The organism is Pseudomonas sp. ACN8 (genome assembly GCF_002303925.1).
GTDB lineage: Bacteria > Pseudomonadota > Gammaproteobacteria > Pseudomonadales > Pseudomonadaceae > Aquipseudomonas.
Genome location: NZ_MRCS01000045.1, coordinates 13,833 through 29,052 on the forward strand (window position 1 = coordinate 13,833; position 15,220 = coordinate 29,052).

General features: G+C 60.4%; 14 protein-coding genes. 11 read left to right on the forward strand and 3 right to left on the reverse strand.

Annotated features, from left to right (window positions below):
* Positions 1-22: 22 nt before the first annotated feature.
* The gene (rapA, locus tag BSF44_RS22630) at positions 23-2,869 is read right to left on the reverse strand and encodes an RNA polymerase-associated protein RapA (protein WP_095945392.1); all 2,847 of its coding nucleotides are present in this window, start codon (positions 2,867-2,869) and stop codon (positions 23-25) included.
* A 216-nt stretch (positions 2,870-3,085) separates the two neighbouring features.
* Here rapA and BSF44_RS22635 point away from each other — a divergent pair, with 216 nt between their 5' ends.
* The 3 genes from BSF44_RS22635 to ccoM all read left to right on the forward strand — a co-directional run bounded on the left by BSF44_RS22635 (position 3,086) and on the right by ccoM (position 3,942).
* Positions 3,086-3,427: an aspartate-semialdehyde dehydrogenase gene (locus BSF44_RS22635; RefSeq protein WP_095945393.1), complete on the forward strand. Its 342-nt coding sequence runs from the start codon at positions 3,086-3,088 to the stop codon at positions 3,425-3,427.
* A 99-nt stretch (positions 3,428-3,526) separates the two neighbouring features.
* The gene (locus BSF44_RS30405; RefSeq protein WP_095945394.1) at positions 3,527-3,688 is read left to right on the forward strand and encodes a hypothetical protein; all 162 of its coding nucleotides are present in this window, start codon (positions 3,527-3,529) and stop codon (positions 3,686-3,688) included.
* Between the two features lie 143 nt (positions 3,689-3,831).
* A complete protein-coding gene (ccoM, locus tag BSF44_RS30945) occupies positions 3,832-3,942 on the forward strand; it encodes a cytochrome c oxidase subunit CcoM (RefSeq protein WP_007976669.1) in 111 nt (36 codons plus the stop codon).
* A 276-nt stretch (positions 3,943-4,218) separates the two neighbouring features.
* On the opposite strand, the gene BSF44_RS22645 is transcribed toward ccoM, so the two are convergent.
* Positions 4,219-5,694, reverse strand: coding sequence for an inorganic phosphate transporter (locus BSF44_RS22645; RefSeq protein WP_095945395.1), 1,476 nt, complete (start codon positions 5,692-5,694; stop codon positions 4,219-4,221).
* 376 nt (positions 5,695-6,070) lie between these two features.
* Positions 6,071-6,271 carry a hypothetical protein gene (locus BSF44_RS22650; RefSeq protein ID WP_007986337.1) on the reverse strand — a complete coding sequence of 67 codons (201 nt, stop codon included), beginning with the start codon at positions 6,269-6,271 and terminating at the stop codon, positions 6,071-6,073.
* Positions 6,272-6,963: 692 nt separating this feature from the next.
* Here BSF44_RS22650 and pcaR point away from each other — a divergent pair.
* The 8 genes from pcaR to BSF44_RS22690 all read left to right on the forward strand — a co-directional run bounded on the left by pcaR (position 6,964) and on the right by BSF44_RS22690 (position 15,190).
* Positions 6,964-7,806, forward strand: coding sequence for a pca regulon transcriptional regulator PcaR (gene pcaR / locus BSF44_RS22655; protein WP_095945396.1), 843 nt, complete (start codon positions 6,964-6,966; stop codon positions 7,804-7,806).
* A 123-nt stretch (positions 7,807-7,929) separates the two neighbouring features.
* Complete coding sequence (locus tag BSF44_RS22660; protein WP_095945397.1) at positions 7,930-9,276, forward strand: MFS transporter; 1,347 nt, start codon at positions 7,930-7,932, stop codon at positions 9,274-9,276.
* A 267-nt stretch (positions 9,277-9,543) separates the two neighbouring features.
* Positions 9,544-10,401 (forward strand): CoA transferase subunit A, encoded by an 858-nt coding sequence (locus BSF44_RS22665; protein WP_008054173.1) that lies wholly within the window; start codon positions 9,544-9,546, stop codon positions 10,399-10,401.
* Complete coding sequence (locus BSF44_RS22670; RefSeq protein ID WP_095945398.1) at positions 10,401-11,180, forward strand: CoA-transferase subunit beta; 780 nt, start codon at positions 10,401-10,403, stop codon at positions 11,178-11,180. The genes BSF44_RS22665 and BSF44_RS22670 overlap by 1 nt, the downstream gene beginning before the upstream one ends.
* Positions 11,177-12,382 carry a 3-oxoadipyl-CoA thiolase gene (gene pcaF / locus BSF44_RS22675; protein ID WP_172435386.1) on the forward strand — a complete coding sequence of 402 codons (1,206 nt, stop codon included), beginning with the start codon at positions 11,177-11,179 and terminating at the stop codon, positions 12,380-12,382. The genes BSF44_RS22670 and pcaF overlap by 4 nt, the downstream gene beginning before the upstream one ends.
* A gap of 37 nt (positions 12,383-12,419) precedes the next feature.
* Positions 12,420-13,124, forward strand: a complete 705-nt coding sequence (gene pcaH, locus BSF44_RS22680) for a protocatechuate 3,4-dioxygenase subunit beta (RefSeq protein WP_095945400.1) — start codon at positions 12,420-12,422, stop codon at positions 13,122-13,124.
* 1 nt (position 13,125) lies between these two features.
* Positions 13,126-13,692: a protocatechuate 3,4-dioxygenase subunit alpha gene (pcaG, locus tag BSF44_RS22685; protein ID WP_095945401.1), complete on the forward strand. Its 567-nt coding sequence runs from the start codon at positions 13,126-13,128 to the stop codon at positions 13,690-13,692.
* 193 nt (positions 13,693-13,885) lie between these two features.
* Entirely contained in the window at positions 13,886-15,190 is a 1,305-nt protein-coding gene (locus tag BSF44_RS22690; RefSeq protein ID WP_095945402.1) for an MFS family transporter, read from the forward strand.
* Positions 15,191-15,220: the final 30 nt, after the last annotated feature.

The window sequence follows — 15,220 nt, forward strand, 5'->3', positions numbered from 1 at the left end:
TAAGCAGGGTGGAGCAGGGGACTTAACCCGCCACCAACACCCGAATCGCTTCCAGTCGCAGCGCAGCCTTGTCGAGCATGGCCAGACCTTGCTCGCGTTGTTTGCGCAGGGCCACCAGTTCGCTGTCGCGCACGGTCGGGTTGACCGCTTGCAAGGCGGTCAGGCGCGCCAGTTCTTCGTCGGTATCGGCGGCCAGGCGACGCTGCGCCTCGGCGACGCGTTCTGTGTGGCGCGGCAGGATCTTCGCTTCTCCGGCGTTGATCCGTGGCGTCAGTTGGTCACGCTGGGCCTGGATGAACTTGTTGGCGCTGGCACGCGGTACGCTTTCGAGCTGGTCGTTCAAGGTCTCGAACGACACGCGGGCCGACAGGTCGTTGCCGTTGGTGTCCAGCAGGCAGCGCAGGGCGGCCGGCGGCAGGTAGCGGCCCAGTTGCAGCGAGCGCGGAGCAACCACTTCGCTGACATACAGCAGTTCCAGCAACACGGTGCCAGGTTTCAGCGCCTTGTTCTTGATCAACGCCACGGCGGTGTTGCCCATGGAACCGGACAGCACCAGGTCCATGCCGCCCTGAACCATCGGGTGTTCCCAAGTGATGAACTGCATGTCTTCGCGAGACAGCGCCTGGTTACGGTCGTAAGTGATGGTCACGCCTTCGTCGTCGCCCAGCGGGAAGCTGGCGTCGAGCATTTTTTCGCTCGGCTTGAGGATCAGCGCGTTTTCCGAATGGTCTTCGCTATCGATGCCGAAGGCGTCGAACAGGGTTTCCATGTAGATCGGCAAGGCGAACTGATCGTCTTGTTCAAGGATTTCTTCAACCAACGCGTCGCCTTCACCCGCGCCACCGGAGTTCAGCTCCAGCAAACGGTCACGGCCGGTGTGTAACTCAGCCTCAAGACGCTCACGCTCGGTGCGGGCTTCGTCGATCAGCGCTTGCCACTCGCCATCGTCGGCTTCTTCGAGCAGCGGCAGCAGGCGCGGGCCGAACTGGTGCTGCAAGGCGTTGCCGGTCGGGCAGGTATTGAGGAATGCGTTCAGCGCTTCGTGGTACCACTGGAACAGGCGCTCTTGCGGGCTGGTTTCCAGGTACGGTACGTGCAGCTCGATGATGTGCTTCTGGCCGATCCGGTCCAGACGACCGATGCGTTGTTCCAGCAGGTCCGGGTGGGACGGCAGGTCGAACAGCACCAGGTGATGGGAGAACTGGAAATTGCGGCCTTCACTGCCGATTTCCGAGCAGATCAGCACTTGCGCGCCAAACTCTTCGTCGGCGAAGTAGGCGGCGGCGCGGTCACGCTCGAGGATGTTCATGCCTTCGTGGAACACCGTGGCCGGGATGCCGGAACGCACGCGCAGGGCGTCTTCCAGGTCCATGGCGGTTTCGGCGTGGGCGCAGATCACCAGTACTTTGGTGCGCTTGAGCATCTTCAGCTGGTCGATCAGCCACTCGACGCGCGGGTCGAACTTCCACCAGCGTTCTTCTTCGCTGGCGTCCGGTTGGGCCTGGAAGCTGACTTCCGGGTACAACTCGGCGTGATCGCCCAACGGCAGTTCGAGGTATTCGTCCGGGCACGGCAGCGGGTACGGGTGCAGCTTGCGCTCCGGGAACCCCTGCACGGCGGCGCGGGTGTTACGGAACAGCACGCGGCCGGTGCCGTGGCGGTCCAGCAGCTCGCGCACCAGGCGCGCGCTGGCTTCGGTGTCGCCATCGTTGACGGCGGCCAGCAGGGCTTCGCCTTCGTTGCCGAGGAAGCCGTGAATGGTCTTGTGGGCTTGCGGCGACAGGCGCCCCTTGTCCAGTAATTCCTGAACGGCTTCAGCCACGGGGCGATAGTTTTCGCTCTCGGCGCGGAAGGCTTGCAGGTCGTGGAAGCGGTTCGGGTCGAGCAGGCGCAGACGGGCGAAGTGGCTGTCCTGGCCCAGTTGTTCCGGGGTGGCGGTCAACAGCAACACGCCGGGAATGGTTTCGGCGAGTTGCTCGACCAGGGAATACTCGGGGCTGACCTGATCTTCGTGCCACACCAGGTGGTGAGCTTCGTCGACCACCATCAAGTCCCAGCCCGCCGCGAACAGCGCGTCCTGGGCTTTTTCGTCGTCCACCAGCCATTCAAGCGCGACCAGCGCGAGCTGGGTGTCTTCGAAGGGGTTGCTGGCATCGCTTTCGATGAAGCGCTCTTCGTCGAACAGCGCGACCTGCAGGTTGAAGCGGCGGCGCATCTCTACCAGCCACTGGTGCTGCAGGTTCTCCGGAACCAGGATCAGCACGCGGTTGGCGCGGCCCGAGAGCAACTGGCGATGGATCACCAAACCGGCTTCGATGGTTTTGCCCAGGCCCACTTCGTCCGCCAGCAGAACCCGCGGTGCAATGCGGTCGGCGACTTCGCGGGCGATGTGCAACTGGTGCGCGATCGGTTGCGCACGCACGCCGCCCAGGCCCCAGAGTGCGGATTGCAACTGGCGACTGGTGTGTTCGAGCGTGTTGTAACGCAGGGAGAACCAGGCCAGCGGGTCGATCTGCCCGGCGAACAAGCGGTCGCTGGCCAGACGGAACTGGATGAAGTTCGACAGCTGGGTTTCCGGCAGGGTGACCACTTCGTTCTGCCCGTTGAGGCCGTGGTAAACCAGCAGGCCATCGACGTCGTCGACTTCGCGAACGGTCAGCTTCCAGCCTTCGAAGTGAGTGATGGAGTCACCGGGCGAAAACCGCACGCGGGTGAGGGGCGCATTCCTTAGCGCGTACTGGCGAGTCTCGCCAGTGGCCGGATAGAGCACGGTCAACAAGCGGCCGTCCTGTGCCAGAACGGTGCCTAAACCCAGCTCGGCTTCGCTGTCACTGATCCAGCGTTGCCCCGGTTGATACTGCTGCGCCATGCTGCCTGACTCCCACCTGAAAAAGCGGGCTATCTTAACGGAATGAGGGCTTCAGGGCCAAAGGACTCTCAGAAAAACTCACAGTCATACGTTAGCCCACCTGTGAATGACGCGCCGCCCGGTGCACTAATGAGTGCCAAATGAGTCACAGTTTGCGACCGATGGCTCAAGTCGCCATCCCCGCAGCCGACAGCCTGCTGACAGGAGACTGAAAACATGCTGCCACCGATGCTCCCCTTGAGTGCCGTGCCGATCACTTCACAGACCGACCCGATCCGCCAGCGTCCGGATATTCCTCCGGTGGTGCCGGTGCAGGAAAGCTCCAGTGAAAGCACCATCGACCTGCAAAAGCGCAATCCCGAAGAGGACGGGTTGGTGCTGCGCGAGGAGCAGCGCCGCAAGCAGGAGCAGGAACGACGTCGCCGCGAGGCTGATGATGACGCCGAGTCTCACCTGGCGATTCCCGGGGATGAGCTCAATGCCGACAACACCGTGCCGGTGGCGCCACTGATGACAGATCAGCCACGGCAGGGGCTGTGGGTCGATATCGAGATTTGAGCGCAGGCTGGTCAGCACGGCCGTCAGGCCGCATTATTGGCGCAGGGTTGCCGAACGCTACGGCGGCTGACACTCATTTCAAGCGATGCACTGACCGCCATGAGCCAAGACGACAAACTGATTGACCTCAATGCTGAACGCGCCAAGCGTGTTCATGACCTCAATGACAAGCGACTCAATGAAGTTCGCCAGGCGTTCGAGCAGGCCATGCCGTTGGGCAAAGCCAAAAAAAAGCCGAAGAGCAAACCGAAAAAGCGCTGAAATCCCCCGCATTCATTGATGCGGGTCAAACTTCTCCCTTCCTCTTGCCCAGTCTCGGGCGACATTGATCCCGGTCAATATTCTCTCCTGTCCGTTTGGTTAACTTAGCCCTATCGCAACAGGGCAGGTACAGGAGACGCGTCATGTTTTTCGACAACGTGGTGATCGCCGGGGTGCTGACTGTCAGCCTCATGTTTGTATTTTTTGCAGGGTTCGGACTTTTTATCTGGAAAGATTCGCACAAGCGGAAATAACCGTAGTTCTTTCTGGATGTAATGAGCACGCAAGGCATTTTGGGCAACTTCGGTTGCCCTTTTTTTTGCCTGCGAAAAACTATCGGTAAACACGTAACCCTGTAGGAGCGAGCTCTGCTCGCGATGGACGCCAACGATGACGCGGGCTGCCTGAATGTACGCGTTGTCCTTGCGGTCATCGCGAGCAGAGCTCGCTCCTACAGTGATTTTTTGCGATTGGCAGCAATAAAAAGGCGCGTTCCTTGCGGAGCGCGCCTTTTTGGGTTTGGCTGCTTATCAGCTGCCAAGGGCCTTCGAGGCCAGCCAGAACAACCCGGCCGACAGGGCCACGGTGGCTGGCAGGGTCAATACCCAGGCCAGCAGGATGGTTCTGACGGTGCCGCTTTGCAGGCCGCTTTTGTTGGCGACCATGGTGCCCGCCACGCCGGAGGACAGCACGTGGGTGGTGGAAACCGGCAGGCTGAAGATGTTGGCCATGCCAATCAGGGTGGCGGTGGTGATCTGCGCCGACATGCCCTGGGAGTAGGTCATGCCTTGCTTGCCGATCTTCTCGCCAATGGTCAGTACCACGCGTTTCCAGCCGACCATGGTGCCCAGGCCCAAGGCCAGTGCAACCGCCAGGATCACCCAGAAAGGAGCGTATTCGGTGGTGGTGGTCAGGTCCTTGCGCAACTTGTCCAGGTCAGCCTTTTCACGGGCCCCGAGCGTTGGCAACTTGCTGACTTTCTTCGCCGTGTCGTCCAGGCAGAGCAGGTAGCGACGTACTTCGATGCGGCTTTCCGACGGCAGCGAGTGGTAGTCGGCTACACCCTTGAGGGTGCCGAGCAGGGCAGTGATGGTCGGTTCGGTCTGTTGCGGGTTGCAACGGAATTTCTCCGGCAGATCGCCTTCCACGCTCTTGCCCAGGGCCAGGAACTCACCCAGGGTTTCAGAGTTACGCTGGTAGAACTGGCTCAGGTGCAGCGTGGCGTCGCGAGTCCGCTCGATCTGATAGGTCGTACTGTTCAGGTCGAGGACGAACTGCGCTGGCACGATACCGATCAGGACCAGCATGATCAGGCCGATACCTTTCTGGCCATCGTTGGAGCCGTGCACGAAACTCACGGCCATGGCCGAGATCACCAGTACCAGGCGATTCCAGAATGGCGGGTGTTTCTTGTCGTCGATCTTGCGGCGCTGTTCCGGCGTCTTGTGCATCTTCGACAGCGGACGCCACCATTTAAGGCCGATCAGGATCAACGCGGCGATCAGGAAGCCGGCCATTGGCGAGAACACCAGCGAGGCGCCGATATCGATCGCTTTCTGCCAGTTCACACCGTCAGCCAGTGGAATATCGTTGATCAGGGCGTTGGCCAGGCCGACACCGAGGATCGAACCGATCAGCGTGTGGGAGCTGGACGCGGGAATACCGAAGTACCAGGTGCCCAGGTTCCAGGTAATGGCGGCGGCGAGCAACGAGAACACCATGGCCAGCCCGTGACCGGTGTTCACATTGATCAGCAGTTCCACCGGCAGCAGGTGGACGATGGCATACGCCACGCCGACCCCGCCCAGCAGTACGCCGAGGAAGTTGAACACACCGGAGAAAAACACCGCCAGATGAGGCGGCATGGCTTTGGTGTAGATAACGGTCGCCACCGCGTTAGCGGTGTCATGAAAGCCGTTGATGAACTCGAAGGCGAGGACAAAGGCCAGGGCGAGCAAGAGGCTCACAAGCACCCAAGCATCCAGTCCGCTGAATAAATCGATCATGAAGGTTTTCTGACCCGGTCATAAGGGGGCGCGATTATGCCAGAAAAGACTGCTAATCAATGCACTAGCTGCTCATCGGTAACATTCTTCAACGAATTTTTTTGCCGCAGCACCTGAAAACCCACGGTTTTGCTGTGTTTTTTAAGTCATTGATTTAATTAAAAAAAGAGGCTGTCATAAAACCTTCACGGCCCGGTAAGAGGGGCTTGAATGGCTGTGAGAAAAATCTGAGAAATAGGTCAGATACCGGAAATCTGCCGGATTCGGCGACGGTGATGGCCGCTGCCCGCTCGTAGCGGGCGCGAAAGGCAGCATCAATACATCCCGCTTTTAACGGGTGCAGAGGCAGGCCTTTGTAAGGATCAGGCCGAAGCAGTCACGGCTCTTCGGCTTTGAGTTCCTTTTCCATTTTTTGAAGTTCCTGCTGGAAAACCTGATCCTGAACGGTGGCGCGTTTACGCCAGGGTTTGCGTTCCGGTTCGGGTTGAGCGGCGTAAGTGGTGACTTCTCCGCCGTAAACTTCCTTGTAACGTTGTTCCTGGCGCTCTAGTTCCGCGCGCAGTTCGTCTTTCGTCACAGTGCTACCTGATTGAGTGGGGATAAATTCTGGTGAAAACGCGCTGCATCAAATCGGTTGATCACATTCGTCGAATGGGCAATGCCCGTCAAGGCATCGTTTTTGGCAACAACGTGATCAATACTTCCATGTCACAGGCGGCCACGGCACCAGAGATAAACAGCTGACGTAGCTTCAGTTTCCTGTTTCGGCAAGCGCATCGGCAAGGCTGTGCAATGCGGATCTGGCGCTTGCAGCGGGCAACGGTGATGGAACATCGCATTGCCGGGCAGCGGGTTCGGCAAGTAAAAAACCGAAGCGCTACTGAATTGTATTATAGCGGCCGATTTGAAGAACACTATCTCCAAAGAGTTAAAAGTTGTTCTTGGTGTGTGACCGTTTTGTTGCTCGATACTTTGCGATTAACTAGAACGTCGACTGATACCAGATCGCCGCGATGCCTTTCTGACGCCATTAAGTCAGGCAAGTTACGGCAATTGGATTGCCCCTTAAGTCCTGTGTCGAGTCGGCGTAAACATGAGGGGCGCAAATCAGCGAAAACCGGACATCAGCGCACCGGAGGGGATTTACACGACAGATTGCGATTATCGGTCGAGCGTTCGATAATCGCACGGAGTTGACGGGGCGGGCTTGAGCGTCAGGCGCCAGCCCTTTGTAATAGTCGCCGATCCGAATGGGTAAAAGGACCTTGTATGAACGATCAATTGCGCAATTCCTTCGCTTCAGTGGCTCCTCCCATCGTGGCCTCGCCAGCCAAACGGATCCAGGCACTGACCGGCGACCCGGATTTCATGACGTCCCTGGCTCGTGGCCTGGCCGTGGTGCAAGCGTTCCAGGAGCGCAAACGGCACCTGACCATCGCTCAGATCAGCCACCGCACGGAAATTCCCCGCGCCGCCGTGCGCCGTTGCCTGCACACCCTGATCAAGCTCGGCTACGCCACCACCGACGGCCGCACCTATTCGTTGCTGCCCAAAGTGCTGACCCTCGGCCATGCCTATGTGTCCTCGACGCCGCTGGCGGTTTCCGCCCAGCCGTACCTGGACCGTATGAGCGAGCAACTGCACGAGGCCTGCAATATGGCCACGCTGGAGGGTGATGACATTCTGTACATCGCCCGCTCCGCAACCACCCAGCGCCTGATTTCGGTGGACCTGTCGGTGGGCGGGCGCTTGCCGGCCTATTGCACGTCGATGGGGCGGATTCTGCTGGCCGCGCTGGATGACACGTCGCTGGGCGAATACCTCGATCACGCCGAATTGCAGGCCAAGACCAGCCGTACGATCCACACCCCCGAGGCATTGCTCGAATGCCTGCAAGAGGTGCGACAGCAAGGCTGGTGCATAGTCGATCAGGAACTCGAGCAAGGGCTGCGTTCGATTGCTGTCCCGGTGTACGACGCTTCCGGCCAGGTGGTTGCGGCCCTCAATGTCAGCACCCACGCCGGGCGAGTCAGCCGCAATGAACTGGAACAGCGTTTTCTGCCCGGCCTGCTGAGTGCCAGTCGCGACCTGAGCACCCAGCTGTTCACTTAAGGTGTTCGATAAACGCACAGAGTCGCGCTGGGTGAATTGACGCTGTTTCCTCCGGATCATTACTGTCGCGGCTTCGTCAGCATCTGCTGACACTGTTCGACTGTGATCCGTGGAATAAAAATAATGAACCAGCCTCAGTCTGCTGTAGGAAACTGCCTCGACGTGCAGTCCTTCATCAATGCCCAACCCATTTCGCGCTATCAGTGGCGCGTGGTGATCCTGTGTTTCCTGATTGTCTTCCTCGATGGCCTCGACACTGCGGCCATGGGCTTCATCGCCCCGGCCCTGTCCCAGGACTGGGGTATCGACCGCGCCAGTCTCGGTCCGGTAATGAGTGCGGCGTTGATCGGCATGGTCTTCGGCGCACTGGGCTCCGGTCCTCTGGCTGACCGCTTCGGGCGAAAAGTCGTACTGGTCGGTGCGGTGCTGTTGTTCGGCGCCTTCAGCCTGGCCTCGGCCTACAGCAGCAATGTCGATCAGTTGCTGGTGTTGCGCTTCCTGACCGGCCTGGGTCTGGGTGCCGGCATGCCGAACGCCACGACCTTGCTGTCGGAGTACACCCCGGAGCGCAAGAAGTCCCTGCTGGTGACCAGCATGTTCTGCGGCTTCAACCTCGGCATGGCCGGCGGTGGATTTATCTCGGCCAAGCTCATTCCGGCCTTTGGCTGGCATAGCCTGCTGCTGATCGGTGGGATTCTGCCGTTGATCCTCGCCGTCGTTTTGCTGCTCTGGCTACCGGAGTCGGCGCGTTACCTTGTGGTGCGCAACCGCGGTACGGACAAAGTGCGCAAGGCACTGGCGCCGATTGACCCGACGGTGGTGGCCCAGGCGTCGAGCTTCAGCGTCCCGGAACAGAAAACCGTGAAGGCGCGCAATGTGTTCGCGGTGATTTTCTCCGGCACCTACAGCACCGGCACCTTGCTGCTGTGGCTGACCTACTTCATGGGCCTGGTGATCGTCTACCTGCTGACCAGCTGGCTGCCGACCCTGATGCGTGACAGTGGCGCGAGCATGGAGCAGGCGGCCTTCATCGGCGCGCTGTTCCAGTTGGGTGGCGTGCTGAGTGCGGTGGGCGTGGGCTGGGCAATGGACCGGTTCAATCCGCACAAGGTCATCGGTACTTTCTACCTGCTGGCCGGGGTGTTTGCCTACGCGGTAGGGCAGAGCCTGGGCAACATCACAATCCTGGCGACCCTGGTACTGGTGGCCGGGATGTGTGTCAACGGTGCTCAATCGGCGATGCCGTCACTGGCGGCGCGGTTCTATCCGACTCAAGGGCGGGCCACCGGGGTGTCGTGGATGCTCGGCATCGGCCGCTTCGGCGCCATCCTTGGTGCCTGGATGGGCGCGACGCTGCTGGGGCTGGGCTGGAACTTCGAGCAAGTGCTGACGGCGCTGGTGATTCCGGCGGCACTGGCGACGACAGCGGTGGTGATCAAGGGCATGGTCAGTCATGCGGATGCGACCTGAGGCAACCAGCCAGATTCCTTAGTGAATGTGCGGGTCTCTTCGCGAGCAGGCTCGCTCCCACCGGTGATCGCATTCCTCTGTGGGAGCGAGCCTGCTCGCGAAGCTTTTGGGGATCGGTAGCCAAGTAACAATATGTTCGATAATCGAACGCTTAGTCGATTATCGGATTGTTTGGCGTTTTGCACGGGCTTAATCTTCAGTCATTCCGGCGCTGCGCATCGGCGCCTTCTTCCACTGTCGGTTAACAATAAACGGGAGCCTGCCCCAATGGCTGAAATCCTTTCGCTGCACGACGCGGTGAAGCAATTCGTAAACGACGGCGATACGGTCGCGCTCGAAGGCTTTACTCACCTGATCCCGACGGCGGCGGGTCACGAAATCATTCGCCAGGGCAAGAAAGACCTGACCCTGGTGCGGATGACCCCTGACTTGATCTACGACCAGTTGATCGGTGCCGGTTGTGCCCGCAAGCTGATTTTCTCCTGGGGTGGTAACCCTGGCGTAGGTTCTCTGCACCGTCTGCGTGACGCCGTCGAGAAACAGTGGCCCCACGCGCTGGAGATCGAAGAACACAGCCACGCCGACCTGGCCAACGCCTACGTTGCCGGTGCTTCCGGCCTGCCGTTCGCGGTACTGCGTGCTTACGCCGGTTCCGACCTGCCGAAGGTCAACCCGCTGATCAAATCGGTTACCTGCCCGTTCACAGGCGAAGTGTTGGCCGCCGTGCCTTCAGTGCGCCCGGACATTACCGTGATTCACGCGCAGAAAGCCGACCGCAAGGGCAACGTGCTGCTCTGGGGCATCCTCGGCGTGCAGAAAGAAGCCGCACTGGCCGCCAAGCGTTGCATCGTCACCGTTGAGGAAATCGTCGACGACCTCAATGCACCGATGAACTCCTGTGTATTGCCAACCTGGGCCCTGAGCGCGGTTTGCCACGTACCTGGCGGCGCGCATCCGTCCTACGCCCATGGTTACAACGAGCGCGACAACCGCTTCTACCAGGCCTGGGACCCGATTGCCCGCGACCGTGAAACCTTCACCGCGTGGATCAACGAATACATCCACGGCAGCGCTGACTTCAGCGAGTTCCAGGCCAAACTGGCCGCCGCTTCGGAGGCGAAGTAATGACTTACACCACCAATGAAATGATGACCGTCGCTGCCGCTCGCCGTCTGAAGAACGGTTCGGTGTGCTTCGTCGGTATCGGCCTGCCGTCGAAAGCGGCCAACCTGGCGCGCCTGACTTCTTCGCCTGATGTCGTCCTGATCTACGAATCGGGTCCGATCGGTGCCAAGCCAAGTGTATTGCCACTGTCGATCGGTGACGGTGAGTTGGCGGAAACCGCCGACACCGTGGTCCCGACCGGCGAGATTTTCCGCTACTGGCTGCAGGGCGGACGCATTGACGTCGGTTTCCTCGGCGCGGCGCAGGTCGACCGTTTCGGCAACATCAACACCACCGTCGTGGGTGATTACCACGCGCCGAAAGTCCGTCTGCCGGGTGCCGGTGGCGCGCCGGAGATTGCCGGTTCCGCCAAGAGTGTATTGATTATCCTCAAGCAGTCGTCGCGCTCCTTTGTCGACAAACTCGACTTCATTACCTCGGTCGGTCACGGTGAGGGTGGCGATTCGCGCAAGCGTCTTGGCCTGCCAGGCGCCGGTCCGGTAGGGATCATCACCGACCTGTGCATCATGGAACCGGAGGAGGGCACCCACGAATTCGTGGTCACCGCACTGCACCCGGGCGTGACCCGCGAGCAAGTGGTCGCCGCCACCGGTTGGGCGATTCGTTTTGCCGACAACGTTGAGCAAACCGCTGAGCCAACAGAAGTCGAACTGACCGCATTGCGTGATCTCGAAGCCCGCACTGCTGCCGCCCACGGCCAAGCCCCCGGAGAAGCGTGATGCGTGACGTTTATATCTGCGACGCGATTCGTACCCCCATCGGCCGTTTCGGCGGTGGCCTGTCGACGGTTCGCGCCGACGACCTGGCCGCCGTGCCGATCAAGGCCTTGATGGAGCGTAACCCCTCGATGGACTGGAACGCGGTGGACGAGGTGTTCCTCGGCTGCGCCAACCAGGCCGGTGAAGACAACCGCAACGTTGCACGTATGGCGCTGTTGCTGGCCGGTCTGCCGGAAACCATTCCTGGCGTGACCCTCAACCGCCTCTGCGCGTCGGGCATGGATGCCATCGGCACCGCGTTCCGCGCCATCGCCAGCGGCGAAATGGAGCTGACGATCGCCGGCGGCGTCGAGTCGATGTCCCGCGCACCGTTCGTGATGGGCAAGGCTGACGCGGCGTTTTCGCGCAACATGAAGCTCGAAGACACCACCATCGGCTGGCGCTTCATCAACCCGTTGATGAAAGCCCAGTACGGCGTGGATGCGATGCCGCAGACCGCTGACAACGTGGCCGACGATTACAAGGTGTCCCGCGCCGATCAGGACGCGTTCGCCCTGCGCAGTCAACAACGCACGGCCGCCGCGCAAGCTGCCGGGTACTTCGCCGAAGAAATCGTTGAAGTGCGCATTGCCCACAAGAAGGGTGAAATCGTGGTCAGCCAGGACGAGCATCCTCGCGCCGACACCACCCTGGAAGCCCTGACCAAACTCAAACCGGTCAACGGTCCCGACAAAACCGTCACCGCCGGCAATGCCTCCGGTGTGAACGACGGTGCTGCCGCGTTGATCCTGGCTTCGGCCGAAGCGGTGAAGAAACACGGTCTGACTGCCCGCGCCAAAGTGCTCGGCATGGCCAGCGCCGGTGTTGCTCCGCGTGTAATGGGCATCGGCCCGGTGCCGGCGGTGCGTAAACTGATCGAACGCCTCGGTGTGGCGGTCAGCGATTTCGACGTGATCGAACTCAACGAAGCCTTCGCAAGCCAGGGCCTGGCGGTGCTGCGTGAACTGGGGATCGCCGACGACGCGGTCCAGGTCAACCCGAACGGTGGCGCCATTGCCTTGGGCCATCCATTGGGCATGAGCGGCGCACGACTGGTGTTGACCGCATTGCATCAGCTGGAAAAAACCGGCGGCAAGAAAGGTCTGGCGACCATGTGCGTTGGTGTTGGCCAAGGTCTGGCTTTGGCGATCGAACGGGTCTGACCCACCCTGTCGGCTAATAAGAACTGAGGAAAGTGTAATGACTGACAAGCCTGGTTACCGTCGCCCGCAGGAGGGCACTCAGCCGGAGTACCTGCACCCGACCTATCAATCCACCAACCTGCGCTCGCCGTCGAAACCGTTGGTATTGCTGCCCCATTCGTTGTCGGAAATTACCGGTCCGACCATCGGCGCCGAGCGTGTCAACGAGAAGGACAGCGACCTGACCGCCCAGCACGAGGGGCAGCCACAGGGTGAGCGCATCATCATCCACGGCCGCGTGCTGGATGAAAACGGTCTGCCGGTGCCGGGGATTCTGGTGGAGATCTGGCAGGCCAACGCCGCTGGTCGCTACGCTCATGCCCGCGACCTGCACGATGCACCGCTGGACCCGAATTTCACCGGCACTGGCCGCACCGTGACCGACGCCGATGGCTGGTATCAGTTCCAGACCATCAAACCCGGTGCGTACCCGTGGGGTAACCACCACAACGCTTGGCGCCCGGCGCACATTCACTTCTCGTTGTTCGGGCCGAGCATCCTCACGCGCCTTGTGACGCAGATGTATTTCCCGGGCGACCCGCTGCTGGCGTACGACCCGATCTACAACTGCGTGCCCGATACCAGCGCCAAGGAGCGCTTGATCGCCAGCTTCGACCTGGAAAAAACCATCCCTTCCTATGCCCTCGGTTATCGTTGGGACATCGTTTTGCGCGGCCGCGACGCCACGCCGATGGAGAAATAAGATGACGCTGACTGCGACCACGTCCCACACCGTCGGGCCGTACTACCACATCGGCCTGACCTGGCTGAACCGCGAAAACCTGACCGTCGAGCAAACCCTGGGCGAACGCGTGGCGATCACCGGGCAAGTGGTCGACGGCAATGGCGACATCGTCAACGACGCGATGCTGGAAGTCTGGCAGGCCAACGCCGCCGGCAAGTATGACCACCCGGAAGACGACCAGGACAAACCCCTGGACCCGAATTTCGAAGGCTTTGGCCGGGTGCCGGTGGATGCCGAAGGGCGTTTCCGTTTCACCACCATCAAGCCCGGTACGGTCGAGGGGCTCAAAGGCACGACCCAGGCACCGCACCTGGTGGTGCTGGTGTTTGCCCGTGGCCTGGTCAAGCACTTGCTGACGCGGATTTACTTTGATGGCGAAGTCGCCAACGTCAACGATCCGTTGCTGGAGTGCGTGCCGGCCGAGCGCCGCAGTACGCTGCTGGCCAGGCAGGATGCGTCGGGTGTGTACCAGTGGAACGTGATTCTGCAGGGTACCGATGCCGAGACGGTGTTCTTCGATTATTGAGTGAACACTGTTCACCTGTAGGAGCGAGCCTGCTCGCGATGGCGTCGGTACATTCACCGTCGATGTCGTCTGACACACTGCTATCGCGAGCAGGCTCGCTCCTACAGGGGGTACGAATCGCGGATGTATCTGTGGAACGGGAGTGTTGCAAAGTGTGTCTAGACTCTCTCTGTCCCCATTGAGTGAAAAAACAATGACAACACCCACAGCACCTATAGCTCTTTATACCGGCGAAGAACGCAACAAGCGGATCTTCGCCATTGTCGGTGCCTCGTCCGGCAACCTGGTCGAATGGTTCGACTTCTACGTCTACGCCTTCTGTGCGATCTATTTCGCGCCGGCCTTTTTCCCGTCCGATAACCCTACGGTACAGTTGGTCAACACCGCTGGCGTATTCGCCGCCGGGTTCCTGATGCGACCGATTGGTGGCTGGATTTTCGGACGGCTGGCGGACAAGCACGGACGCAAGAATTCGATGTTGATCTCGATTCTGATGATGTGCTTCGGCTCGCTGCTGATCGCCTGCCTGCCGACCTACAACAGCATCGGGGTCTGGGCGCCGATCCTGCTGCTGTTCGCCCGTTTGCTGCAAGGCTTGTCGGTGGGCGGTGAGTACGGCACGACCGCGACCTACATGAGCGAAGTGGCGCTCAAGGGCCAGCGCGGATTCTTCGCCTCGTTCCAGTACGTGACCCTGATCGGCGGCCAGTTGCTCGCGGTGTCGCTGGTGGTGATCCTGCAACAGTTCCTCACCGAAGATGACCTGCGTGCCTACGGTTGGCGGATTCCCTTTGTGGTGGGGGCCATGGCAGCGCTGGTTTCGCTGTATCTGCGCCGTTCGCTGAAAGAAACCACCAGCAAGGAAATGCGCGAAAACAAGGATGCCGGCAGCATCAGCGCCCTGTTTCGCGACCATAAAGCCGCGTTCATCACCGTACTCGGTTACACCGCCGGCGGTTCGCTGATTTTCTACACCTTCACCACGTACATGCAGAAGTACCTGGTGAACACCGCCGGCATGCCGGCCAAGACCGCCAGCTACATCATGACCGGCGCGCTGTTCCTCTATATGTGCATGCAGCCGGTTTTCGGCATGCTCGCCGACAAGATCGGCCGGCGTAACTCGATGCTCTGGTTCGGCGCCCTCGGCACGCTGTGCACCGTGCCTATCCTGTTGAGCCTGAAAAGCGTGACCAGTCCGTTTCTGGCCTTCGTGCTGATTACCCTGGCGCTGTCGATCGTCAGTTTCTACACCTCGATCAGCGGTCTGGTGAAAGCCGAGATGTTCCCGCCTGAGGTGCGTGCACTGGGTGTCGGCCTGGCATACGCGGTGGCGAATGCGATCTTCGGGGGTTCGGCGGAGTATGTGGCCTTGAGCCTCAAGGCCGTGGGCATGGAAAACTCCTTTTACTGGTACGTGACGGTAATGATGGCGATCGCGTTCCTGTTCAGCCTGCGTCTGCCGAAACAGGCGAAGTATCTGCATCACGATCTTTGATCTTCACACGCGGGCCGCAAAGGCCCGCGT